Annotated in this window: 20 protein-coding genes and 2 pseudogenes; 10 read left to right on the top strand and 12 right to left on the bottom strand. The window is 44.8% G+C overall.

Features of this window, described 5'->3' with window-relative positions; genetic code table 11:
- Window positions 1-25: 25 nt before the first annotated feature.
- Window positions 26-1,018 carry a bifunctional phosphoglucose/phosphomannose isomerase gene (locus SGRA_RS15420; RefSeq protein WP_015693706.1) on the bottom strand — a complete coding sequence of 331 codons (993 nt, stop codon included), beginning with the start codon at window positions 1,016-1,018 and terminating at the stop codon, window positions 26-28.
- A 113-nt stretch (window positions 1,019-1,131) separates the two neighbouring features.
- Here SGRA_RS15420 and SGRA_RS15415 point away from each other — a divergent pair, with 113 nt between their 5' ends.
- Both SGRA_RS15415 and SGRA_RS15410 read left to right on the top strand, forming a co-directional pair.
- Window positions 1,132-1,506 carry a YraN family protein gene (locus SGRA_RS15415; protein WP_015693705.1) on the top strand — a complete coding sequence of 125 codons (375 nt, stop codon included), beginning with the start codon at window positions 1,132-1,134 and terminating at the stop codon, window positions 1,504-1,506.
- Between the two features lie 85 nt (window positions 1,507-1,591).
- The gene (locus SGRA_RS15410) at window positions 1,592-2,233 is read left to right on the top strand and encodes a carboxypeptidase-like regulatory domain-containing protein (protein ID WP_015693704.1); all 642 of its coding nucleotides are present in this window, start codon (window positions 1,592-1,594) and stop codon (window positions 2,231-2,233) included.
- Between the two features lie 226 nt (window positions 2,234-2,459).
- On the opposite strand, the gene SGRA_RS15405 is transcribed toward SGRA_RS15410, so the two are convergent.
- The 8 genes and pseudogenes from SGRA_RS15405 to SGRA_RS15370 all read right to left on the bottom strand — a co-directional run.
- Window positions 2,460-2,879, bottom strand: coding sequence for an RNA-binding S4 domain-containing protein (locus tag SGRA_RS15405; protein WP_015693703.1), 420 nt, complete (start codon window positions 2,877-2,879; stop codon window positions 2,460-2,462).
- Window positions 2,880-2,996: 117 nt separating this feature from the next.
- Window positions 2,997-3,482 carry a hypothetical protein gene (locus SGRA_RS15400; protein ID WP_015693702.1) on the bottom strand — a complete coding sequence of 162 codons (486 nt, stop codon included), beginning with the start codon at window positions 3,480-3,482 and terminating at the stop codon, window positions 2,997-2,999.
- Between the two features lie 248 nt (window positions 3,483-3,730).
- The gene (locus SGRA_RS15395; protein WP_015693701.1) at window positions 3,731-5,176 is read right to left on the bottom strand and encodes an IS4 family transposase; all 1,446 of its coding nucleotides are present in this window, start codon (window positions 5,174-5,176) and stop codon (window positions 3,731-3,733) included.
- A gap of 133 nt (window positions 5,177-5,309) precedes the next feature.
- Complete coding sequence (locus SGRA_RS15390; protein WP_041329712.1) at window positions 5,310-6,254, bottom strand: hypothetical protein; 945 nt, start codon at window positions 6,252-6,254, stop codon at window positions 5,310-5,312.
- 4 nt (window positions 6,255-6,258) lie between these two features.
- A complete protein-coding gene (locus SGRA_RS15385) occupies window positions 6,259-8,994 on the bottom strand; it encodes an N-6 DNA methylase (protein WP_015693699.1) in 2,736 nt (911 codons plus the stop codon).
- 367 nt (window positions 8,995-9,361) lie between these two features.
- On the bottom strand, window positions 9,362-10,066 hold the full coding sequence (locus SGRA_RS24145) for a hypothetical protein (RefSeq protein WP_015693697.1): 705 nt from the start codon (window positions 10,064-10,066) through the stop codon (window positions 9,362-9,364).
- Between the two features lie 210 nt (window positions 10,067-10,276).
- Window positions 10,277-10,954 (bottom strand): annotated as a pseudogene (locus tag SGRA_RS15375) (IS256 family transposase); the annotation flags it as partial.
- Between the two features lie 268 nt (window positions 10,955-11,222).
- Window positions 11,223-11,756 (bottom strand): annotated as a pseudogene (locus tag SGRA_RS15370) (transposase); the annotation flags it as partial.
- 519 nt (window positions 11,757-12,275) lie between these two features.
- Here SGRA_RS15370 and SGRA_RS15365 point away from each other — a divergent pair.
- From SGRA_RS15365 to SGRA_RS15350, 4 genes are all read left to right on the top strand, one after another.
- A complete protein-coding gene (locus SGRA_RS15365; protein WP_015693695.1) occupies window positions 12,276-13,223 on the top strand; it encodes an SDR family NAD(P)-dependent oxidoreductase in 948 nt (315 codons plus the stop codon).
- A 55-nt stretch (window positions 13,224-13,278) separates the two neighbouring features.
- Entirely contained in the window at window positions 13,279-14,190 is a 912-nt protein-coding gene (locus SGRA_RS15360; RefSeq protein WP_015693694.1) for a helix-turn-helix domain-containing protein, read from the top strand.
- 1 nt (window position 14,191) lies between these two features.
- Window positions 14,192-14,695 carry a hypothetical protein gene (locus tag SGRA_RS15355; protein ID WP_015693693.1) on the top strand — a complete coding sequence of 168 codons (504 nt, stop codon included), beginning with the start codon at window positions 14,192-14,194 and terminating at the stop codon, window positions 14,693-14,695.
- 110 nt (window positions 14,696-14,805) lie between these two features.
- The gene (locus tag SGRA_RS15350) at window positions 14,806-16,494 is read left to right on the top strand and encodes a M3 family oligoendopeptidase (RefSeq protein WP_015693692.1); all 1,689 of its coding nucleotides are present in this window, start codon (window positions 14,806-14,808) and stop codon (window positions 16,492-16,494) included.
- Window positions 16,495-17,151: 657 nt separating this feature from the next.
- Here SGRA_RS15350 and SGRA_RS15345 read toward each other — a convergent pair.
- The 3 genes from SGRA_RS15345 to SGRA_RS15335 all read right to left on the bottom strand — a co-directional run bounded on the left by SGRA_RS15345 (window position 17,152) and on the right by SGRA_RS15335 (window position 19,808).
- Window positions 17,152-17,724 (bottom strand): hypothetical protein, encoded by a 573-nt coding sequence (locus SGRA_RS15345; protein ID WP_015693691.1) that lies wholly within the window; start codon window positions 17,722-17,724, stop codon window positions 17,152-17,154.
- A gap of 463 nt (window positions 17,725-18,187) precedes the next feature.
- The gene (locus SGRA_RS15340; RefSeq protein WP_015693689.1) at window positions 18,188-18,712 is read right to left on the bottom strand and encodes a hypothetical protein; all 525 of its coding nucleotides are present in this window, start codon (window positions 18,710-18,712) and stop codon (window positions 18,188-18,190) included.
- Window positions 18,713-18,722: 10 nt separating this feature from the next.
- Complete coding sequence (locus SGRA_RS15335) at window positions 18,723-19,808, bottom strand: hypothetical protein (protein ID WP_041329709.1); 1,086 nt, start codon at window positions 19,806-19,808, stop codon at window positions 18,723-18,725.
- Window positions 19,809-20,504: 696 nt separating this feature from the next.
- Here SGRA_RS15335 and SGRA_RS15330 point away from each other — a divergent pair.
- The 4 genes from SGRA_RS15330 to dapA are packed head-to-tail and all read left to right on the top strand — an operon-like array spanning window position 20,505 to window position 23,402.
- A complete protein-coding gene (locus SGRA_RS15330) occupies window positions 20,505-20,972 on the top strand; it encodes a DUF2441 domain-containing protein (RefSeq protein ID WP_015693687.1) in 468 nt (155 codons plus the stop codon).
- 39 nt (window positions 20,973-21,011) lie between these two features.
- Window positions 21,012-21,971, top strand: a complete 960-nt coding sequence (locus SGRA_RS15325) for an acetyl-CoA carboxylase carboxyltransferase subunit alpha (RefSeq protein ID WP_015693686.1) — start codon at window positions 21,012-21,014, stop codon at window positions 21,969-21,971.
- A 5-nt stretch (window positions 21,972-21,976) separates the two neighbouring features.
- Window positions 21,977-22,507, top strand: a complete 531-nt coding sequence (locus tag SGRA_RS15320; RefSeq protein WP_015693685.1) for a DUF6913 domain-containing protein — start codon at window positions 21,977-21,979, stop codon at window positions 22,505-22,507.
- A gap of 1 nt (window position 22,508) precedes the next feature.
- Window positions 22,509-23,402, top strand: a complete 894-nt coding sequence (gene dapA, locus SGRA_RS15315; protein ID WP_015693684.1) for a 4-hydroxy-tetrahydrodipicolinate synthase — start codon at window positions 22,509-22,511, stop codon at window positions 23,400-23,402.
- The last annotated feature ends 65 nt before the right edge of the window (window positions 23,403-23,467 follow it).

Below are 23,467 nucleotides of genomic sequence, written 5' to 3'. Positions count from 1 at the left end.
CTTGTTTTTTGGACCAGCTTATTATTTAGGCTTGGCCGGCCAATTCTCCTTTTAGGAAATCAATCACTTTTACTTCGGTGGCATCTACTTGGCGCAAAACAGAAAGCTCCCAAGAGATCCAGTCGCCCAAATGTACCGCATACATAGCCTCTTCAATCAAGCTATCGCCCTTAAGTTTGATCTCGATCAAGGTTTGGGTATAGTGGTTAATGATTTCCTTATTGATTTTAATACGGGCTTGATTGCGCTCATGCTCAAACTTGCTTCTAAAAATCAAGACAGCAAAATCGCCCTCTTGTTTACGCCAGCCTACCAATTCGTTATGGTTCATTTCGGGAATTAGATGATGGCCGCAAAGGATTTTTGCATTTTCATTGAGCTGCTGACGCAGGCGCAAAACAACAGATCCCATACGATCATGGGTATAGAGAACGGGAAACTTGCCGCTCATGAACTGCGCCATTTTCTTGGCCTTCTCCATGATGTCGGCCTGCTCTTTTTCTAGCAAAAGGATACTTTGCTTGAGCTGCTCGATGCGCTCGGCCTTGGCACAACCAAAGAACTTTAGGATAAATAGCTGCTGCACCAAAGAAAGGCCCAAACAAGCGCGGGGAGGACTACCCGCATGTGGCAATTGAACGAAATCTAATCCATGCTCTTCGGCCAAGGCTTTCATTTTACCCCCAGAGCTGACACAAACAATTTTGGCCCCTTTTGCAATCGCTGCCTCTAGGCCAATTAGGGTCTCTTCGGTATTGCCCGAAAAAGAAGAGCAAATGACCAAGCTATGGGGATTGACATAATTGGGCAAATCATAGCCCTTAACCACTTCCATGGGCAAAGGACGCTCCTCTGCCGTGAATTCCTTGGCAAAGTTGGCCCCAATACCAGAGCCGCCCATTCCCACAACCACAATATTGCGCAATTCCTGCTTAGGAGCAGTTAATGTTATATTCTCGCCGATTGCAATGGCCTCCGTCAACTGAGCGCCAAAGTTTTTGATTAGTTCATTCATCATGATAATTTCAAGATTTTGTTAATAGCCCTTTCAAGCTATGTATATATCGTATGTTTTAGTATACTACTTCTATTGCGGTGCAGCTTGTCAAAGCTGCGAAAGATAAAAAAATTATGGCAAAACATCACAAGATAGGCATCTTGGGCGAAAAGATGGCTCTAGAATACCTTTTGAAGCAAGGTTATCAGTTAAAGGCAAAAAACTGGCGCTATGGGCGGGCCGAAATAGACCTGATTGTTTTTAAGGAGAATATCCTTGTTTTTGTAGAGGTCAAAACCCGAAAAAACGCCGCTTTTGGTCCACCCGAATTAGCCGTTACCCCCAAAAAGCAACAGCTTCTTTTTGAGGCAGCTGCAGCCTATATGCATGCTCAAAACTATGAGGAGGAAATCCGTTTTGATGTGATTGCCATTCAGCTTTCGGCCCATGAAGCCATCAAACATTTTGAAGACGCTTTTTTCCCTATCTGGGATGGAAAGACCAACTAAAAAGTGCAAATTAGCGTTGCTTTGGCAGAGGACCTTTAAGCAGCTTCTCCAATTTGATCATTAAGACTTACTAAATATAAAACGCATGAAATACTTGCTTTCTTTTCTCCCCCTTCTTCTTTTCGCCCTGCCTCAGTTGAGCCAAGCCCAGCCGCTTTCGGTCGATGATATTGTTGAGGTGACGGGTATTGTGATTACGCCTGGCCCCAACGGAAAGGTGGCCCCGATTCCCTTTGCCACGGTGGCCGTAGAAAATGGCCTGCGCGGTACCTATGCCAATATGGACGGTATGTTTTCTATTGTGGTCAAAAAGGGCGAAACGATGCAGTTTTCGGCTGTAGGCTTTGCGACCCAAGAAATTACGATCCCCGAAGATTTTGAGGGCCTCTATCGCTCTATTGTGGTCCAACTAGAAACCGAGGATATCAATATGGCGGAGGTTTTGGTTTTCCCTTGGCCCGATCGCAACAACTTTAGAGCAGAGTTTTTAGCCATGCAACCCACCCAAGCCCAAAATCTTCAGGCTTTGGCCGAGGGCAAGCTCAGCCGCCAACAACTACTTGCCATGCAGGAAGAAATGGATATGGATGGCCGAGAAAATGCCTCGCTTTACCTCCGCCAACAAGCCAGCAGCTATTCTTATCAGGGACAACAGCAGGCTATGCCCGTCCTCAACCCCATGGCTTGGGCCCAATTCTTCAAGCAGTTTAAGAAGAAGGATAAGTAGTTTATTTTTTGGGGCCTGCCGCCTGCGGCGGCCGGGCTGTGCACTAGCTCGCTGCTCGCTCGGCCCTTCAGCGCTGCGCGCTTCGGTCTGGCCTGCGGCCACTAGTTACCATCCCTAGGCCGATGCTGTGGGGACAGCCCCACAGCCCAAGCGCTGCCCTTGGGGCCAAGATAAAAAAGCCCGATCTACAAAGGTAGATCGGGCTTTTTATGGTCCAAGAGAAAGCTTATTCCTCCTCTTCCCAGTCCAATTGTTCTAGCATGCTATCGCCTTCTTTAAAGCCATCAATTTGGCGGCGATCTCTTTTGGTGGGACGGCCAGCGCCTTTTTCTCTAAATTCTGCCGCTCGGCCATTCATGAACCAAGCCTTAAATTTATTGAGCTCTTCTTCTGGCGTATGGTCCTCATAACAAGGCTCTGCCAATTTGGCCGATACCCGCTTTTCGATCAGATCGACCACCTTAAAGCGCATATTGAAGTTGTTTTTTCGGACCTCCAACAAATCGCCTCTTTTCACAAAAGAAGAGGGCTTTAGAATTTGCCCATCTACACGTACATGCCCCTTTTTGCAGGCATTACTGGCCAAAGTTCGGCTTTTAAAAATACGGACCGACCATAACCACTTATCTACTCTTACCTTATCCATGATTTAATTTTACTTTTTTTCAGCAGCTCTAACAAGGGAAACTAAAAAGATGGTTCCATTTGTCCAAATTTTTCTGGCCAGCAGCTTCATGCAAAAACTAAGTAACGGCTAGCAGCCCTATTTAATATTTCCTGGTATTTCATAAGGTATAAAGTCTCTATTTTCGTATAAAAATGCACTTTTTATCTTAAATGTGTCAGAATCAAGATCAAAAAAAAGGTTTAGTATATAGCCATCATTTTCAACTAAATAAGGAATCAAATAGTCATAATTGGCTGGATGTTGCCCCATAGCCCTCATTTCCGACAAATCAATCAAAAAGGTGATCCCCTTAATGGGTAAATGATGAGTGCAGCTATCTACATATTTTTTTGCAATTTCTATAAATGGAATCTGATCGAACATTTCTGGAGAATAATTCTCTATTTCTAAAAGATGACTAAATGACTCCCCCTCCTCAGAACTGTATGAAGGCATATCAGTTATAAACGTACAACAATGCCAATCCTCTTTCTCTACAGGAGTCCTCTTTTCATTGGTACAGGCAGTTAGTAGAAGAGAAAATCCAATCAAGAGATGTGTTAATCCAACTATAGTTTTCATAGGATTTATTTTAATCGGGGGTAGACTCAAAAAGAACAACCTTTATTTTTACTTAAAATACACATATAACCAGCTCTTTCTATTAACCGCCGAAGAAAAGCGCCCAAAGCAAAAAAAACGGTGGAGCGGCCTAGCGCTGTGAAGGGGTGGCCGAAGGCCAGACCGAAGGCGAAACGAAGTGAAGCCTGAAGGGCCGAGCAGACCTGCGAGCCCTGCAACCTTGGGTTGACCCACTTTTTATAGCGGTGTCAATTTAGGGATCGATATCCATCATACATAAATATGAATCTCTCTAATCCTAGTCCTATTTTTTTGACGGATACGGCATGCCTAGTTTTCTTCACTGCGCCATTAAATCCGCCCAACCTCGCTATGATCCAATAGGCCCAAGCTATTGATTTAGAGGTGAATGGATTGCGCAAAGAAGGGCTTTGGCTTTCGCCTTTTAGATATTGTTTAAATATAAGATCTAAGACTTCTACTTCATCTTCTGTGAAAATAGAGGTTGCTGGAGTCTCATTATCTTGGTTAAGTCCAGCTTCTTTAAGCTTAAGGACCTTGTCAGATGCACTGATTGCCATAAGTATCATTTTGCGGATAGCTTTACCTGTTTTCAAACATATATTTTCAATATCAAAGCCATCTGATTTTAAATATTTAAAGTATGTTTCAATTAACCACCTCTTGCGGTAGCAAAGAACAAGCTCTAAGAGCTCTTCTTCGCTGTTGATTTCTTCATTTGTGAGTAAGCGCCAACTGATGGTTTTATCATCATGATCTTTTTTTGTTCGGCTTCTTTTTCTAGCGGCAGATTTTGAAAAACCTTTGCCCTTTTCAAAAACCTCAATAACATTGATTGTCATTGACTTAGGCTTTGGTTCGCCAAGAACATACTTACAAGATTTGGGAACGGCAAAAGTCACTTTTTTAGATCGAATAACTAGCTTCTTCCCGTTAAGTTTTTTACGGCTACTCTTGACCGTTTCTGTCGTCTCAAAGTCTGCTGGATAATGTTCAAAGACATCACATAATGGAATCTTTTTGCCATCCTCCCAAATCGTTGCTCGTCTATCTGTTCGAGACCGAATCAAGAACTTAATATGCTGTCTGAAAAAACTTTCCATCATAGGATAAACATCTCCTTCTCGATCACAAACATGTAAAATATCAATTAGGTCGTTAATTATTTTTAACGCAGATTCTGTCTCTTCTACATTTATTTTCCACCTCGTAATTTCACCTCTAAAATGACCCGTATTTCTATTTTCAGCCTCCTTACAAGTTACTCTATTTTTATATCGATTATAAAGCTGAATACCTCCTAAGCCATGATAATGAAAGCTTTCTCGACCATATAGTAGAGCCATGTGAAGAAATACAGACAAATTTGTTTCCCGACCTCCAGGGCCTAAACCCTCTTTGTCGGTTAGTCTATTTCTTTGCTTGTTCAGTACAACTTCAGAGGTGTCGTGAAAGGCCAGAAGCTTTTCTTCAACCACCTTCATAGACTCCCTACTTTTGCCAATAAACTCAAATTGAATGTATTCCTCAGTAAGATTTTTGTTTGATAACAACCTCATGAAAGCCTTACGGTCTGCATCAGTTTTTGCTACATTTGTTAAATGTGGGTTAGGATTATTTTTTAGACTCTCTACTAATCTATAACATACTCTTACTGATTGCTTATTTAACATAAATGAAGATACATTTGTACTGTCCATATAAATCTTGATTTAGAGCTAATTTAAGCTTATTTTTAAAAGTGGGTCAACCCAAGCCCTGCAACATAGCGCCGCAAGGCGAAGCCGCAGCGGAGGCCCCAAATCCTTATCGAGGGGGTTGAAAATCGTGCATAATACTGCCTTCTCTCAAGCCATTTTCGATACTATCCTTTACCCAGAGAATAATGTCTAAAAGCCCATTGATAAAGGTTTTGACGGTATAAGGCGTGATCGGATAATTGTAATACTCACTAGATTCTGGGGCTTTATGCTGCACAATACTGCTGAGGGTGGCATAAATGATATAGGTCAGAAAAGAGACGTGCATAGGGGCCAGTTTTCGGACCTTAATGAGCTCGATCAGGTCTTTGGTTCGGCTTTGTCCATCCATTCCATATAGCAGCGGATCGACCTTGAGGGCCTCTCGGCAAAAGACGTTGAGAATAGACTCTTCTAGGCGGCGGACAAAGGCCAGTCGCTCCAGCATTTGCTCTCTTTTAGCCATTGATTTATCGGCTAAGATGCTGAGCAAGAGCGAAACATCTTCTTGGTCCAGATAGCGGTCGGCAAAGTCAAAGACCTCGGGATACTGCTGTTTGATTTTGCTATTTTCTAGTTGGCCCACCTCCTGATGCAGAAACTCAAAAAGGGCTTGCATTTCGTCTTCATCTACGGCCGTTTTCTTTTTGTCGAATAGGGCGGCCCTTTGGCGCAGGCTAGGCTCTAGCTGCACTTTCCAGGCCGTATGCACGCAAAAAGGCAGGGGGCGTTCTTGGCGCAGCTCCATCTCTCGGAGGCGCATAATGGCCTCATGCACAAAGTTTTCAGCCTCGGTTCCTTTGGCTTGTTGTGGATGAATAGGCGCCTTGCCATCTAGAATAACAGCCTGATATTTACTGTTATTTTGTAGCTCGTGTAGGCCCTCTTGCAAGTTTGTTTTGTTGGTAATGAGGACCTGATACTTGCGGGCCCGCTTAATAAAGGGGCTAGCAAATTGTTGATCGTCATCAATCATTAAAACCTGTATTGGTCGGCGGCGTTTTTTACTCATATTCTTATTTTCTGTAGGGCAAAATAATATCAAATTGCACCTTAAAGGGGTCGCGTTTATCTATTTGCTCCTTATAGTATAGGCTGCCCTCATGATTCTCAATAATTTGGTGGATGAGGTAGCCCCCGATACCCGAATGTCCAGTATCGCCGGCATAATTGCCGTAGGAGACAAAATCCTCAAAGGTAAAAGAATTTGGGAAAGCTTTTCCATCATTTTTATATTCTATCAATACTTCTTCTTGTTCCTCTAGCAAAGAAACAGAAAAGCGGATCAGATGTTTTTTATCCTTAGAAAAGCCATGGCGGCGGGCATTTTCTACAAAATTGCTCAGGGCCGTGGCCAGTTGTGCTCGGTCGATGAGGGTGGCAATGGGCAATTCTCGGCCTCTTTCATCGTCTTCTACCTCAATTTGGATAGAGAACTGTTTTTCTTGGGCATAAAGTTGGGCCCAATCCTCTAAAAAGTCGCGCAACAATAGATGTTCCAATTGCATGCGCTCCTTATCGGCCGAGATGATGTTGCTAGCCGCATCAATGCTATTGATGGTATAAATGAGTTGTTTCTCAATTTTGCGCACCACCTTACCCAATTGGTCCTCTTCTTCGGCTTCTTCGCCCTCAAAAAGGGGATAAATAGAATCGCTCCAGCTCAGGGGCGTTTGCTCCTCAATTTTATCGCCTAGAAAGTCCTTAATATTTTTGAGCTCGGTCAAAATAGCGGGCAAACGATTGCCTAGTTCATGCTGCAAAGAGGAAATAATGCGCATTTGTCGGTTTTGGGCCGTTTGCTTATCCAGATTGAGGCGGCTGCGCAGGGTTTCCACCTTATGCTCTTCTTCTTTGAGCAAAGACCATTTGGTTTCTTGGACCAATTTGATTTGCTCCTCTAGGCTGAGCAAAGGCATTTGCAATTGGCCAAATTCCCGCTCCGATATCTGCAAGGCTTCATGATCGGTTCTAAACATATTGAACTGGGCCAAAAACAGCTTTTGATGCAATTGGACCAAAAAGTATTCTTTGTTGATCTTCTTTTGCTGCAAATCAAAAACCAGCACCGATTTGCTGACAATAATGGCTTGGCCAGTATACTCAAAATAGCTGGCTCGCAAGCGCTTGCCTTTCCGATTGACCAAAAAGGCCGAATGCTGCAAGATCCGCCCTTCTTCCTCCTCCTGTTCGCCAAAGGGACAAAGTTTGGGCAGGGCCAACTGATAATCGGCAAACTGCAGGGCCAAATCTCGACTACTCACAAAGGGGTATTCATGAAACTGCTGCTCTTTTTTATGCACCCAAAGCGCTGGCAACTCTCCCGCCATCACTTCTTGTACCTTGACCAAGGCATTTTGATCGGCCAAGGCCTCTAGTTCCTGAATAAAGGGGGCCGCATAGCGCTTGGCATTCAGATTGGCCCGCTGCTCGAGCAGTTGCTCTACCGTTTTGCTCACCACATAGCCGGCTAGCTCCTGCGGCACTTTCTCTCCACAGCTATGATAAGCCGAAACGATGGCCGCAATTTGCTGACTCTCCAAACGATGGCGCACCCGACTCTTGGAGGTGGGTTGCAGTTGTGAAGCATTGATAAAAAGGACTTTCCCCTTGCGTTTGGCGGGCTTATTTTTGTGCAAATAGAGCAGGCAAATGGGCGCTTGGCTGGCATAGAGCAGGCCAGGCGGCAGGGTAATCACGGCATCCACCACATCGCGGCGAAGCAAGTACTCTCGCAAACGGCGCTCTTGCCGCTCTTTGAAGAGGGCCCGCATGGGCAAAACGGCAATCATTCGCCCATTCTCATTGAGTTGCTCCAACATCAATTGTACAAAAAGGCTGTTGCAATCGGTCTCTTCTTGGCCCACATCTAGGGGCAGTTTGACATAAGATCGATGCTTAACGGCTCGCAGATCGATTTCTTCGCCAAAGGGGAAATTGGCCAGGGCCAGATCAAATTGCTGAGGGGGTTGGGGCGGGTGAAGCAGGCTATTATTTTGCTCCACCACGGCCTCATAGGCCCCATTCATGAGCAAATTCATTTTGCAAAAGGCCCAGGTAATTTGATCGACCTCTTGGGCCAAAATATTTAGGGAGCTGGCTTCTTGCAAAAGGGCCACTAGGCTAGCGGCCTGTCCCGCCGCAGGCTCATAGACCGATTCTCCCGATTTGGGAGAGAGCAAAAGGGCCATGAGTTTATTGAGAAAAAGCGGCGTAGTGGCGCTACCGCCCGCCTTGCCCCTTCTTTGGGCCGCTCGGCTCAGGCTCTTATTAAAGAAGGCCCCAAACTGCGCAATAGAAAACTGCTTGAGCGAAAAATCGACCTGTTCCAATAGGCCAAATACTCGGGCCAGATGCTGGGCATCGGCCTTGTCTTGTAGGGCCACCATTAGGGGGGCAAAAATATTTTCTAAAGAGGGGTTGGCCCTAGAAATCGCCACCAGGGCATCTCGCAAATCGCCAAAGGCCTGCTGTTTGTTTTGGGCCAACTGCTGCCTAAAATTGTGTAGGATCTGCCGTTGTTTTTCCGAAATCTTAATGAAGGCCAATTCGCCTTCTTCTTGTAGACAAATCAGGCGCTTATAAAAGATAAGGCTCAGCAAGACATTGGCCGAGTTGCTCAGGTCCCAGGTCCCTCGCAAAGCATCCAAACTACTACTAAATAGGTTGTCCAATTGGTTTTCTAGCTCCTCCTTGCTACTGGGCGTCCAGCCCGAAGAGATCTGTATTTGATCAAAGTTGATAGATTCCATAGGTATTTTGGCTTGTCTGTTATAGTGTGTCTCTAAATATAGGGTTTTTTATTAACATCTATCTTCTTCTTGTTTTGGGGCCTCCTGCCTGCGGCAGGCGCTACGTTCTGCAGCTCGCTATTCGCTCGGCCCTGCGGCCTGACGGCCTTGGTCTGCGGCTGCGCCGCACTGCTGCACATCGCTAGGCCGTTTGGCCTTCGGCCATGGCGGCTGCGCCGCCTGCTATATGGGCCTGTAGAAAATTTTGTGTATGCCCTTTTTGCTGCCTAGGGACAAGCCCCTAGGCGACTATCGGCCAAATCCTAACTAGCTAAAGGCCCAAATTTTATTCTAATACACAAAATCCTGAACAGTCCCTCTCAAAATTTTATTCGGATACACAAAATTCTGAACAGTCCCTCCCCCGCTTTACAATTGCCGTTTCACAAATTGCGAATAGCATCCCCCGCTTTACAATTGCCATTTCACAAATTGCGAATAGCATCCCCCACTTTACAATTGCCATTTCACAAATTGCGAATAGCATCCCCCACTTTACAATTGCCGTTTCACAAATTGCGAATAGCATCCCCCACTTTACAATTGCCATTTCACAAATTGCGAATAGCATAACCCACTTTACAATTGCCATTTCACAAATTGCGAATAGCATCCCCCACTTTACAATTGCCGTTTCACAAATTGCGAATAGCATCCCCCGCTTTACAATTGCCATTTCACAAATTGCGAATAGCATAACCCACTTTACAATTGCCATTTCACAAATTGCGAATAGCATCCCCCGCTTTACAATTGCCATTTCACAAATTGCGAATAGCATCCCCCACTTTACAATTGCCATTTCACAAATTGCGAATAGCATCCCCCGCTTTACAATTGCCGTTTCACAAATTGCGAATAGCATCCCCCGCTTTACAATTGCCATTTCACAAATTGCGAATAGCATCCCCCGCTTTACAATTGCCATTTCACAAATTGCGAATAGCATAGCCCGTTTTACAATTGCCGTTTCACAAATTGCGAATAGCATAGCCCGTTTTACAATTGCCGTTTCACAAATTGCGAATAGCATAACCCGTTTTACAATTGCCGTTTCACAAATTGCGAATAGCTTAGCGCAACTGTAGGATGCCGTTTTGCAGCTGCAGAATAGGGCGTAAAGGTTTTGTTGGGCTATTTGTCCTTCGGCCATGGCGGCTGCGCCGCTATCTGGGGACTGTTCAGGATTTTGTGTATCAGAATAAAATTTGGTCAATAGAGACTAGGAGGCGAGTGGTAAAATTTAGATGACCCGGTCAGGGAAACAGACACAAAGCTGGCTGAAAACTTTGGTCCAACCAGCTCGTTTGACCTTCCATCGTTTTTGAATTTGCATAGCGGCTAAATAGATAGATTTTATGGCCGCAGCATCATTTGGAAATGAGCGTTTGTTATTGGTATATTTTCTCAGGCCAGCATTAAAGCCTTCAATAATATTTGTGGTATAAATAAGCTTTCTGATTTCTTGAGGATAGTATAAAAAGACAGTGAGATTGTCCCAGTTTTTCTCCCAAGATTTAATGATGTAAGGATAGCGATCACCCCATTTTTCTTCAAAATCTTGAAGCCGATTTCTGGCCTCAGCTTCATTAGGAGCTGTATAAATGAGCTTAATATCTTTGGCCACTTTTCTTCTATTAGAGGCTTCAACAACCTTCATAGAATTGCGAATTTGATGGACCACACAAATTTGATGAGCTGCCTGAGGAAAGACGGCCTCAACGCTTTGGTCCAAGCCAGCTAGATTGTCTGAGCAGATAAATAAAATATCCTTTACCCCTCTTGTTTTAATGTCATTCAAAGTTGTGGCCCAATTTGCAGCAGTCTCTTTTTCAAAGAGATACATGCCAATAATGTCTTGATAGCCTGCTAAATTAACCCCAAGTACAATCATGCAAACCTTGCTTTTAATCGGGACTGTTCGGGATTTTGTGTATTAGAATAAAATTTGGGCCTTAGCTGCTTAGGATTTGGCCAATCATCGCCTAGGCGACAAGCCCCTAGGCTAATCTAATGGGTTCAACCCTCTGCGAGGGCCTCAACTGTTGATATACAAGCTCTTGTTCAGTTGTTGTCGCAGAGAAGGACCTCATCCAAAGGCCCTCTTTAGAGGGCTGTCTGAAAAAGCTAGCCTAGGGGCTTGTCCCTAGGCAGCAAAAAGGGCAGACACAAAATTTTAAACAGTCTCTTTTAATCTGCCCATCCTCTCTAATTTTATAGTGAATCCCATCAATCCAAAGAATCGCATACTTCTCATCAAGAACCCGATTTTGCCACTCTCGAATGCTATCTAAGAGGCTATTGGTAATGGTTGTAATTTGACTCTTAGAGTACTGCTGCCCATAAATTTCATCCATATACTCTACTATATCAGACAGGCTCATACCTTTAGCATACAATAGTGTAATCACACTCTCTAGCTTAGCCGTCATCGACTTGTGTTTGGGGACCGTTACAGGGTCAAATTTACCCTCTCGATCTCTTGGTATTTCTATTTGTAATTTGCCACTTTCCGTCTTGATCTTCTTTGAAGAATGGCCATTTCTGCGATTTTCTCCTTGGACTTCTTCGCCACGAGCATACCCTAAATGCGCTGACATTTCTCCTTCTAACAAACTTTGAATTCCTCGTTTTTTGAGGTCATCTGTTAGCTTGTCTAGCTCCTCAATGTTCTTCACATCTCCTAGTAGGCGGTTTAATAACTCTTCTTGTTTCTTGTCCATAGCGGTACTTTTTTTCTAAGTAATTAAATTGATATTAAACCTCCTAATCTTTACCCCTTTTTTAGCCCATACACAAAATTTTAAACAGTCTCCTATCTGCAGCCTAAAGGCCGCAGCCAATTTGCTTGGGCCATAATCTTGCTCGCCGCAGGAGCTTAAAAGCCCCTGCTTCCAAGATAGAAGGCAGGGGCTTAGGTTTTCAGGTCCTGCGGCTTTTAAGCTGCAGGCCAAGGGGCAATAAAGAGCTAGCTGATTGGATCCTAATCTGGCTGCGGCTTTTAAGCTGCAGCTATGGCCGAAGGCCAAACGGCCTAGCGATGTGCAGCAGTGGCCCGCAGGGCCAGACCGAGCCGCCGCAGGCGGCGAAGGGCCGAGCGAATAGCGAGCTGCGGAACGTAGCGCCGCAAGGCGAAGCCGCAGCGGAGGCCCCAAAAAGTATAGCAATTGCGAAATCCTGTATAAGGTAAATAGATCTTATTCGTCTTATTTTTGTAGCGAACAAAATTAAAAACGATGAGTATGAAAAATCCATTTGGAAAAAAAGGCTGGACGCCTGAGAGAATAAAAGACTTGAGTGGGAAAACATTTGTAATCACTGGGACTACCAGCGGAACGGGTTTTGAAGCAGCTCGAATTCTTTTATCGAAGGGGGCTAAAGTAGTTATGTTGAACAGGAACCCTCAAAAAGCCGCTGAGACTATTGCCAAGTTAAAGGAAGTAGTTGGGAATAAAATTGATGTAATTAACATTATCATGGACTTGGGCATTCAAGATAGTGTAAAAAAAGCAGCGGCTGAAGTTTTAGAACAGGCAGACCGTATTGATGCTTTAATGTGTAATGCTGCGATTGCGCAAACGCCAAAAAGAAAATTAACCCAAGAAGGCTGGGAGTTACAAATGGGGGTAAACTACTTTGGGCATTTCACACTACAGGCATTATTGTTCCCATTGATTGAGCAGTCGAAAGGGCGCATTGTAACTGTTGGTAGTATGGGTTATGATATGGGGTTAAAAACCATTAAGTTTGATGATTTGAATTGGGAAAAAGACTATACCCCCAACAATGCCTATAGTCAAAGTAAGCTAGCGCAAATCATGTCCGTCTACGAGTTGAATGACCGATTAAAAGCTGCTGGAAAATCTGAGGTAAAAGCCTATGCTTGTCATCCGGGTTCATCTAGAACTTCACTGATTACAACCAACGGTAGTTTTCTCATGAAAATGATTTTTAACATGATGAAATTAACGCCACTGACACAAGCTGCCGAAAATGGTGCTTATCCAGAGCTAATGTGTGCTACAGAAGAAGACCTAGATGAGAACGGATTTTACGGCCCTACGGGAAGAAGCAATTGGGTAGGTCCAGTTGGTCCCCATGAAATTAAGGTGCATGCAAAAGACAAGGCTGTTATGCAACGACTATGGGATTTATCTGAAAAAGAAACGGGCCTAAGTTGGAAAATATAAGCGTTTAGTAAAATGCGCAAAAGGGAACAAATAAGTTGACAACCAATAGAAAGCTATGCTACACTTTAAAACCTTATCAGCCTATTTAGATTACTTAGGATTGCCACAAGCAGAGCACCCTATGTTGAGTGTATTCCAGGCAAAAGGCGAGGGCTATTTGCCTTGCCCAAGAGAGTCCTCTCCGCCTATTACTAACGATTGCTATTCGATTAGCTTAAAGAAGTTTGTCAAAGGCGAGCTAAACTACGGACGCACCAAATATGATTTTACAAATGGTGCTTTAGTCTTTATTGCTCCAAGACAAGTATTGCAATGGGACAACAGTATTGTATTTGAGCAAAAAGGATTTTCAATAAATTTTCATGAAGACTTTTTGAAAGGGAGCTCATTAGCTCATCAAATAAAAAAATATAGCTTCTTCTCCTACTCTATCAATGAAGCCTTGCACCTTTCTCCAAAAGAAGAAAAACAGATAGAGTCAATTGTCGAAAATATTGAGCTAGAATACCTAAACAACCAAGATATCTTCAGTAAAGATATTATCATTTCTCTGCTAGACAGTCTACTAAAATACGCTAACCGCTATTACGAAAGGCAGTTTATAAACCGTAAAGAAATTTCTAGCTCCCTATTGGAGCAATTTCAGGAGCATTTAGCTAGCTATTTTGAATCTGGACAGTTGCGGGAGAAGGGGCTCCCTAGTATTAGGGAAATTGCAGATGAAATGTCTGTTTCTCAACGCTATTTAAGTGATACCCTAAAAAAGGTAACGGGTAAAAGCACTATTGAGCATATACACTTGCATATAGTGGATGAAGCTAAAAACATTTTACTACAACCCAATAAAACAATTGCCGAGGTGGCCTATGAATTAGGGTTTGAATATCCCCCCTATTTTTCAAGGTTGTTTAAAAATAAAGAAGGCATAAGCCCTAGCGAATACAGAAAAAAATACAAACTAAACTAAAATGGACCTATTAAAACTGGCCTTGGACTGGGCAAAGTCCGAAGTATTTTCAACCCGTTTCTTCATCTTTTTTGCCCTGGGGTTTTTAATCAGCAGTATTGGTTTTTGGCAATTGGGAAAAACCGATTTAGCCAGGGCCTATATTCTCCCAACCCTAGTTGCGGGTATCTTACTTCTCATTATTGGTGGTGGCCTCAACTATACCAATATTCAAAGAGTGAAACAATTTGAAACGCATTTCAATACAGATCCACAGGATTTTCAACAATCTGAGATAAAACGTACAGAAGGTACACTTAAGGAATATACTATTGTATTTAAGGTCATTCCAATTCTTATTATGCTGGCTGCTGCTCTAATGCTGCTGACTAATTCGGCAAGTTGGAGGGCTATTAGTATAAGCAGCATTGCTATGCTAACTGTTATTTTGTTAATTGACGGAACAGCTTACTCGAGAATGGAGAGCTATCATAAGAAGTTGACAACAATAATTTTGCAAAAATAGCTGATGCGGTAGGCCGCTCAAGATCTTTGCTTTTCTCTAAATTCCTCCCCCATTTCCAAAAAGATGGTTGTATCTTAGTATTCTTCCTTATTCCACACACAACCATAAATATGCAATTTAAAGACTTTCCCTATCAGCGCCCGGCGCTGGAGCAGATCAAAAGCGAATACCAGGCCCTCCTCAAGGCCTTTGAAGCGGCCCCCACGGCCCAAGATGCCATAGCCATTCGGCAGCAGATTTCAGATTTGAGTTTGCGCTTTAGTGGCCCTTACAATCTGGCTTCGGTCCGCCATTCTATTGATACTCGCGATGCTTTTTATCAAGAAGAAAAGAGCTTTTTCGATCAGGCGGCTCCAGAGATTTCGGCCCTATCCAATGCCTTTAGCAAGGCGCTTTTGGCCTCTCCGCATAAGGCCGAAATGGCCGAGCAGTTGGGCCAACATCTCTTCAACTTGGAGGAGATGGCCCTCAAAACCTTTCAGCCCGAAATCATTGAGGACCTCAAAGAGCAAAACCGCCTTTCTACTCGCTATCAAGAGATTAAGGCGCAGGCGCAAATCGAATTTGAAGGCGAAACCTATAATCTTTCTACCCTCAGTCCCCTAGAGCTCTCTACCGATAGAGGCCAGCGCAAAGGCGCTCAAACGGCCAAATGGGAGTACTATGATAGTATCTCGGAAGAGGTGGAAGATATTTTTGACCAGCTCGTCAAGCTACGCCACAAAATGGCCCAAAAGCTGGGCTATGAGAATTATATCGAACTGGGTTATGCCCGCATGGCCCGCAGCGATTATGGTCCCCAAGAGGTGGCTAAATTCCGCAAGCAGATTGAGGAGCAGCTGGTGCCCCTGGCCCAAACCCTCTACAAAAAACAAGCGGAACGCATCGGTATCAATAAGATGGAGTTCTACGATTTTGCCCTAGAGTTTTTGGATGGTAATCCTACGCCCAAAGGCGATGTAGACTGGATGGTCCAACAGGCCGATCAGATGTATAGCGAGCTGTCTGCAGAAACAAAGGAGTTTTTCCGCTTTATGCAGGATAAAGGCCTGCTCGAACTAGCCTCTAAAGATGGCAAGCGAAATGGGGGCTATTGCACTTATCTCCGCGAATATCAGGCCCCCTTTATTTTCTCCAATTTTAATGGTAGCGCCCATGATTTCACGGTCCTTACCCATGAGGCGGGCCACGCTTTCCAATGCTACCTAACGGGCCGCTCTGGAGCCGATCCCGACTATATTTGGCCCACTTATGAGGCCTGCGAAATCCACTCGATGAGTATGGAGTTCTTTAGCTGGCCTTGGGTCGAGCAGTTCTTCAAAGAGGATAGCGAGAAATTCAAATTGGCCCATCTTAGCGGAGCCGTCACCTTTTTGCCCTATGGCGCTGCTGTCGACGAGTTTCAGCACTTGGTCTATGAACATCCAGAATGGACGCCCGCCCAACGCAATGCCGCTTGGCTGGAGCTAGAAGAGCGCTATCTGCCCCATCTCAAATCAAGCGAATCGGGACAGCCCTTCTTGCAAAGAGGCGGCTACTGGCAGCGCCAAACGCATATTTTTGCCAGCCCTTTCTATTATATTGATTATGTTTTGGCCCAAATTTGCGCCTTTCAGTTCTGGGATCGCCAACTTCAGGCGCCCGAAAAAGCTTGGAGCGATTACATCAAACTTTGCAAAACTGGTGGCCGCCATTCTTTCCTTAAGTTATTGGAAATCGCCAATTTACAATCGCCATTTTTGCCCGATACCGTAGAAAAAGCCCTGCGCCCCGTTAGAGCCTTTTTGGCCCAAGAATAAATAATTCCTGAACTAGAGCTGCCGTTTTTCGGTGGCTCTTTTTTTTTGTTTTTTGGGGCCTGCCGCCTGCGGCGGCCGGGCCCTTACAGGGCTCGCAGGGCTGCTCGGCCCTGCGCCAGCAAGCTGGCTGGGTCTGCCGCTGCGCGGCCCCCTTTCAGGCCCCTAGGCCAAGTCGCTTCGCTCCTTTGCGGCGGCTTCGCCGCCTGCTAGCCGTGGCTGCAGGTTGAAACCAGCAGCCAATTTAGGAACAGCAGAGCCCGCTCCTCAGCAACAATTGGCCTGCAGCTTAAAAGCCGCAGGACCTGAAAACCCAATATATCCTTCCCACAAACAAAGCAGGGGCTTTTAAGCCGCTGCGACGAGAAAGGCCAAGGCCCAACAAAAATGGCTGCGGCCTTTAGGCTGCAGATAGCGGCAAAGCCGCCATGGCCGAAGGCCAAACGGCCACAACAAGCCCTTTAGGGCGCAGTTCGACGACCAACGGGAGTAACCGATGGTAGGCAGTGCGGCAAAGCCGCAGACCAAGCAAAAACTTGTTTTTTGCGCAGGGCCGAGCGAGCAGCGAGCTGCCGAACGACAACAAGAACTTTAGTTCGCAGTTCGACGACCAACGGGAGTAACCGCCCGCCGAAGGCGGGAGACCCTGCTTAAAACCAACTACCAATCTGGCTGGCTGTATAATTCACCAACATCTAGTTTGTAATATACCCTATTTACCTCTTCAGAATTGCTTATATCAGGGTAGTAGTCAGGTCTTGATGAAAAATAAGTTTTTGCTTTGTATACCACTATTCTATCCTCAAATACTTTTGCCCATTCTATGATATAATATCCACAATACGCATAGGTATAAGTTTTGATAATTAACTCCCCATCCTTAATTAAATAATAACCAGCAAAACCATTAACCATATTATTGGCCACCTCATTATTTAGACTGTCTAATCCTGTACTAGCATACAACTTACCGTCTGCAAAAAAACGCATAAAATAACATTTTGGTGAATCATAAATAGCTGGATCATCACATTCATAATAAATCGCATTTGTATCTATCAAATCTTTGGGGCAAAGGTCCTCTGCTTTGGTCACATACGAATCCTTAAGCTTTCGGGGAATTTGATTTCTTTTAGCTGTAGTCGTTGCAGGACAAATAACACAAGAATATTGCAGCAAAAGCAGCAAACCAACTAGGGCCAGTTGATATGAGCGGTAGTTCTTCTTTTTCATAAAAAAGCATCTATTTTATATCTCAAGATGCTCATTTATTTGGTTTCCCCTATTTCTTTTGCTCTAGTGCAGCTAATGAGGTGTAATAAACAGCAAAGAAGGGCTTTAGTCCGCCCGTTTGCTCAGCCCCACAAGCATGGGCTTCAGCCCATGGGCCTAAAACTGCCCAACCGCCGAAGAAGAAAGCACGGACTGAAAAATGTTTATTTATGGAGGGTTTTAACCCTCCCCTGAACACAAAAATGCATTCGTTAATTGGCTGTAGGTTTCAACCTACAGGCCCATATAACAGGCCCCTAGGGCCGCAGGCCTAGCGATGTGCAGGGGTGGCCGAAGGCCAGACCCAGCGGGTGCAGCCCGCGCAGGGCCGAGCGAGCAGCGAGCCCCGAAACGTAGCGCCCGCTGAAGGCGGGAGGCCTAAAAACACTAATACAGAGCTAATTCAGCTTATAACGAAAGACAACTAATTACTTAAACGGTAAAAAATTAAAACTTCATTTTCTACACAATAAGCATTCTCCTTTGACAAAACTAACTCATTACAAAGCCCAAAAGAATCAACATCGCCCTCTAATGTAATTGCATCGTTTTTCATTTTATAAGTTCCCTTATAAAGTTCTTCGCCAAACAGACTAGATTTGACAATTCTGAAATAGCTCTTCTTATAGAACTCTATGGCGACACTTCCCATTACACTATCACGATAGATTACTAGCTCTGCAGGAGGATTATTTAACCTGTATAAAAAGTCAAATCCGTATCCAGATAGGCTGATTAAAATAGCTAAGACAGAGGTAACTATAGTGGTATTTTTATATAAGTAAGCCCTTAAACTTATAATTGAAGTTATTATTATCAACAGATTGGCCCCAAAAACATTAACCAAAACCAAAGGCGAGGGGATAAAAGTCAGTATTGTTTCAGATAAAACCCTGATAAACAAATACGCAAACAAAAGTATTACACTCCATGATATCAACTTATCCATCTAATTACTTTTACCATTCTTCAAAAAGTTTTTTTATTACTGTTGGCTCACTCCACCAATCAAATATATTAGAATACTTATACCATATTATGGTAACTCTTTCACGTATACCTTTAGCAGTTTTTAATTGTATATTATATTCTTTGGGCATTTTAAATCTTCCACTCTTATGAGCAGTTACAACATTTCCAAATATATCTTCAGTAAGTCCAAAAAGATTGTACCCCATATAGATTGCAAGAGTATGATTAGGTTCATTAATTGGTCCTGCATCCGCATATCTATCACTGTGTGCAAAATAGGCATAAAAATGGTACAATCTAGCCCCTGAGGTAGCAGTTAAAGGGGCCATTACACCTGACATCGGATAACCTAATTCTGACATTGACGCTCCCCAAAGCAGATTCAAAGCTTCATGAGAGTTATAATAAATCCCTTGAATTTCTACAATCGTTCCATCTTTGAAATAATCAACATAATCCATTGCTCCACCTCTTCCTGATTCAATTGCAACACCTAGCCCAAAAGTAACGGCACTAGCACCTTTCAAAGCAATTTCTCGTGCATCTTTAAGATCCAATGACTCAATGCTACCGTTCCATTTATTATGCCGAATTCCACTTTTTATATCTCCAATAATTGTTTCTACAGAGTTAATTTGAATATAATTTTGTCCTTGATAGGAATAGTCCCCCTCATCATACTCCATAAAATTTCTATCAGGCAAGTTATTTCGAACAATTTTGACTAAGTTTCCAGCTCTATCATAATAACGGTCATCATCAACTCCTGGATCTCCAGCAGCCACTTCTACCACATAACTCCTTGCAAAGGAGGTAGAGCTAATTTCCGTTGATACAGCAACTTTATATTCAGATTCCGTTATACTAGATTCACTCCAAGTGGGACATTCTGGACTAACTACACTTGCCCCAGAAGCATCCGTATAATAAATCGGATTTCCATCAAAGGTATTATAGGGCGATTGATGTGGGAAGGTAATGGGGTCCGCAGACCACCAGCGGCCCATCCGCCCATCTAGCTCTCTAAAGTAAGTAGTATGATGCCCTGAGCCAATTTCTGGACTTTTGCGCATTCCAAAGAACGAGGTCTAAAGATACTATTTTTTTGGGGCCTGCCGCCAAAGGCGGCCGGGCCCTTGCAGGGCTCGCAGGGCTGCTCGGCCCTGCGCCAGCAAGCTGGCTGGGTCTGCCGCTACGCGGCACCCTTGCAGGCCCCTAGGCCTGCGGCGGCTTCGCCGCCTGTAGTATGGATATATATACCTGTAGGTTGAAACCCACAGCAACAAAAGCGGCCATACTAAGCACAATAAAATGGGCCGATGGTTGAAACCATCGGCCCATAATAAGTTGTAATAAACAACAAACAAGGACTTTAGCCCGCTAGTTTGCATAGCCCCACAAGCATGGGCTTCAGCCCATGGGGCCAAAACTACCCAACCGCCAAAGAAGAAAGCACGGACTGAAAAATGTTTATTTATGGAGGGTTTCAACCCTCCATTGAACACAAAAATACATTCGTTAATTGGCTGTAGGTTTCAACCTACAGGCCCATATAGCAGGCCCCTAGGGCCGCAGGCCTAGCGATGTGCAGCAGTGCGGCGAAGCCGCAGACCAAGGCCGTCAGGCCGCAGGGCCGAGCGAGCAGCGAGCTGCGGAACGTAGCGCCGCAGCTTTGCTGCGGAGGCCCCTAAAAAAGCAGAAGAAGCAAAGGGAATCTGGAAAAAAATAAATATTCTTCTTAGCTTTGTGCGAGCCAAAAATGCCCAATTATGTTGATGTATCATTTATCCAAAAGAGAAATACGAGCCGGTAGTCAATTGACCCGGGGAGTGTATGGGGAGCGGATTCGCCGCGATGATTTTGTACAGGCGGCCTATGCCAGCTACCTCAAAGAAGAGATATTTGAAGACATTCGGCAGCGGTATTATCCTGATGCGCCATCTCGCTTTAAGGCCGTTTTTTTGTTTACAGATTTGACGACGGCCAAGGCTTTTTGGGCCAATCAGGACCATTATCAGTCTTATATTTATAGTGTTCGTTTGGCAGAAGATGCCCAGCCCTTTGTGGCCGAAATGGAGCTTTTGCGCACAGACGGACTCCCCTATCCCGATATTTTGGAACGAGCGCATGCCTACTGGCAGCAAAAACAACAGCCCGAATCAATGAGCCTAGAGGCCATTTGTACGGGTACTGTATTGGTGGAGGAGCTAATTTTGCCTCCTTCTTCTATCTTATAAGCCTTCGGGCCATTCAATAGCGTAATAAAACCAGAGCTTATGGTATTTCTAGATTTTGAACAACCCCTAGAAGAACTACATAATAAAATGGAGGCGCTCCGCGAACGCCAAGACCTGACCGAAGAGGAAATTGAGGAGCAGGTAGGCAAATTGGAGAAATTGCAGTCTTCTTTGCGCCGTAAAATTTATAACAACCTAACGGGCTGGCAAAGGGTGCAGCTTTCTCGCCACCCCAAACGCCCTTATACCCTTTCTTATATTGAGATGATGTGTAGCCGCTTTGTAGAAATGCAGGGCGACCGCTGTTTCCGCGATGATAAGGCGATTGTTGGCGGTGTGGGCCGTTTGGACAATATGACGGTGATGTTTGTGGGCCACCAAAAAGGGGCCGACACCAAAGCTCGTCAGTACCGCAATTTTGGTATGCCCAACCCAGAGGGCTACCGCAAGGCTTTGCGCCTTTTCAAAACGGCAGAGCGCTTTAATATGCCTATCGTTTGCTTGATTGACACCCCCGGTGCTTTTCCTGGCATTGAGGCTGAAGACCGCGGACAGGCCGAGGCCATTGCCCGCAACCTTTTTGAAATGGCCCGTTTGACCGTTCCCGTTATCTGTGTCATCATTGGAGAAGGGGCATCTGGTGGCGCCTTGGGTATTGGTGTGGGCAACCGCATCTTTATGTTAGAAAACACTTGGTATACCGTTATTTCGCCAGAATCTTGCTCTAATATTCTTTGGAAAACCATCGATTATAAGAAAGAAGCTGCCGAGGCCCTAAAATTGACGGCTCCCGATGCCCTAGAACTAGGGATCATTGATGGTGTAGTGAAAGAGCCTTTGGGCGGTGCGCATATTCAGCCCGAAGCCATGGCCAAAGCCCTCAAAAAGCATTTGAAGAAAGAAATCAACGAGCTTAAGAAATTGAGCCCCGAAGAATTGGTGGCCCAAAGAATTGAGAAGTTTAGCGCCATGGGCCCCACAGAAACGATCAAAAAATAGTAGGGATGGGATTAAAGTCTGGCCTTCAGCAAATGGCCTATAAGCAAGCATTAAAACCACATTTGGCGCAGCAACCCGCTCCGCAGGCCCTCAATTTTTTGCAATTGCAAAAGATTGCCATTCTCTTTGATGCCAGCTCGGCCTCAAATACAGAAGCAATTTTGGCCTATGCGAAGAGTTTGCAAAAAATGAAAAAGGAGGTACAGCTTTTGGCCTATTGGCCCGAAAAAGAACTGCCCGAAGGGCTGCCCTATGAGGCCTTTTCTACCAAGGCACTCAATTGGGCGGGGGTCCCTAAAGGAGAACAAATTGATGCTTTTTTGGCCCATAAATATGATTTGCTCATTGCCCTTTATGTTGGCGAACAGTTACCGCTCGACTTTCTGCTGCAGGCCGCCCCTAGCAAAATGCGGCTGGGTTTCTTTGAAGAAGGCCGTACCGATCAATTTGATTTGATGGTGCATGCCGCTAAAAAACCCATGCCCGCCCTCCTCAAAGAAATTCATCAGTATTTAGAACGCATAAACAAAAAATAGCATGTACGCTTCTCTTATTCGGCAATTGCGTGGTACTGGGGTCGCCCTAGTTACCCCCTTCAAAGCTGGCCAAATTGATTATCCCGCACTGCAAAAACTCATTGACCACTGTATTGAGGGGGGCGTAGAGTTTTTGGTGAGCATGGGCACTACTGGCGAGTCGGTAACGCTCTCTAAGGAAGAGAAAAAAGCTTTGTTGGCCTTTACCAAAAAGGCGATTGCCGGCCGTGTACCCTTGGTTTTGGGCCATGGAGGCAACAATACCGCCGCCCTAATTGAAGAGCTACAAGCTATTGATTTGGAGGGTGTTGACGCTATTTTGTCGGCTTCTCCAGCCTATAACAAACCCAGCCAAGAGGGGATTTATCAGCATTATATGGAGTTTGCGGCCAATTGTCCCTTGCCCATTATTCTCTATAATGTGCCTGGCCGAACCAGCAGTAATATTTCTGCCGCCACCTGTATCCGCTTGGCCAAGGCCAGCAAGCAGTTTATTGGCGTGAAGGAAGCCTCTGGCAATTTGGGCCAAGCCATGGAGATTATCCAGGGAGCGCCCAGAGAGTTTGCCCTTTGGTCTGGCGATGACAACCTCACTTTGGCCCTGATCGCCTTGGGTGGCGATGGCGTAATTTCGGTTGTAGCCAATGCCTACCCACTTCGCTTTTCAGAAATGGTCCGTCACGGTCTAGAAGATGAATTTCGGGAGGCCCGGGCCCTGCATTACACCCTCAGCCAATTGGTAGATTTGCTCTTTGTAGAGGGCAATCCCGCTGGCATCAAATGGGTGCTCAACGCCATTGGCATTATGGAAAATGAGTTGCGTTTGCCTTTGGTCCCCATGCAAAACGAGCAGTATATCAAGGCCCTAAAAGCCGAGGTAGATGCGCTTCAATAAGCAAAAATGACTTAAAATTATATGGCCCAGTTCTGTTTTAGGACTGGGCTTTTTTGTGGGTTTTT

Source organism: Saprospira grandis str. Lewin (genome assembly GCF_000250635.1).
In the GTDB taxonomy this organism is placed as follows: Bacteria; Bacteroidota; Bacteroidia; order Chitinophagales; family Saprospiraceae; genus Saprospira; species Saprospira grandis.
The sequence above is the reverse complement of the archived record's forward strand: the minus strand, read 5'-3'. Positions and strand labels throughout refer to the sequence as shown.

What these genes read in the sequence shown, in the direction of transcription:
- SGRA_RS15395 (WP_015693701.1), bottom strand. Translation starts at nt 5,176, where the DNA reads ATGTTAAATAAGCAATCAGTAAGAGTATGTTATAGATTAGTAGAGAGT.
- SGRA_RS24145 (WP_015693697.1), bottom strand. Translation starts at nt 10,066, where the DNA reads ATGCTATTCGCAATTTGTGAAACGGCAATTGTAAAACGGGCTATGCTA.
- SGRA_RS15405 (WP_015693703.1), bottom strand. Translation starts at nt 2,879, where the DNA reads ATGGATAAGGTAAGAGTAGATAAGTGGTTATGGTCGGTCCGTATTTTT.
- SGRA_RS15420 (WP_015693706.1), bottom strand. Translation starts at nt 1,018, where the DNA reads ATGATGAATGAACTAATCAAAAACTTTGGCGCTCAGTTGACGGAGGCC.
- SGRA_RS15360 (WP_015693694.1), top strand. Translation starts at nt 13,279, where the DNA reads ATGCTACACTTTAAAACCTTATCAGCCTATTTAGATTACTTAGGATTG.
- SGRA_RS15320 (WP_015693685.1), top strand. Translation starts at nt 21,977, where the DNA reads ATGGGATTAAAGTCTGGCCTTCAGCAAATGGCCTATAAGCAAGCATTA.
- SGRA_RS15355 (WP_015693693.1), top strand. Translation starts at nt 14,192, where the DNA reads ATGGACCTATTAAAACTGGCCTTGGACTGGGCAAAGTCCGAAGTATTT.
- SGRA_RS15345 (WP_015693691.1), bottom strand. Translation starts at nt 17,724, where the DNA reads ATGAAAAAGAAGAACTACCGCTCATATCAACTGGCCCTAGTTGGTTTG.
- SGRA_RS15330 (WP_015693687.1), top strand. Translation starts at nt 20,505, where the DNA reads ATGTTGATGTATCATTTATCCAAAAGAGAAATACGAGCCGGTAGTCAA.
- SGRA_RS15410 (WP_015693704.1), top strand. Translation starts at nt 1,592, where the DNA reads ATGAAATACTTGCTTTCTTTTCTCCCCCTTCTTCTTTTCGCCCTGCCT.
- SGRA_RS15400 (WP_015693702.1), bottom strand. Translation starts at nt 3,482, where the DNA reads ATGAAAACTATAGTTGGATTAACACATCTCTTGATTGGATTTTCTCTT.
- SGRA_RS15340 (WP_015693689.1), bottom strand. Translation starts at nt 18,712, where the DNA reads ATGGATAAGTTGATATCATGGAGTGTAATACTTTTGTTTGCGTATTTG.
- SGRA_RS15365 (WP_015693695.1), top strand. Translation starts at nt 12,276, where the DNA reads ATGAAAAATCCATTTGGAAAAAAAGGCTGGACGCCTGAGAGAATAAAA.
- SGRA_RS15335 (WP_041329709.1), bottom strand. Translation starts at nt 19,808, where the DNA reads ATGCGCAAAAGTCCAGAAATTGGCTCAGGGCATCATACTACTTACTTT.
- SGRA_RS15385 (WP_015693699.1), bottom strand. Translation starts at nt 8,994, where the DNA reads ATGGAATCTATCAACTTTGATCAAATACAGATCTCTTCGGGCTGGACG.
- SGRA_RS15350 (WP_015693692.1), top strand. Translation starts at nt 14,806, where the DNA reads ATGCAATTTAAAGACTTTCCCTATCAGCGCCCGGCGCTGGAGCAGATC.
- SGRA_RS15325 (WP_015693686.1), top strand. Translation starts at nt 21,012, where the DNA reads ATGGTATTTCTAGATTTTGAACAACCCCTAGAAGAACTACATAATAAA.
- SGRA_RS15390 (WP_041329712.1), bottom strand. Translation starts at nt 6,254, where the DNA reads ATGAGTAAAAAACGCCGCCGACCAATACAGGTTTTAATGATTGATGAC.
- SGRA_RS15415 (WP_015693705.1), top strand. Translation starts at nt 1,132, where the DNA reads ATGGCAAAACATCACAAGATAGGCATCTTGGGCGAAAAGATGGCTCTA.
- dapA (WP_015693684.1), top strand. Translation starts at nt 22,509, where the DNA reads ATGTACGCTTCTCTTATTCGGCAATTGCGTGGTACTGGGGTCGCCCTA.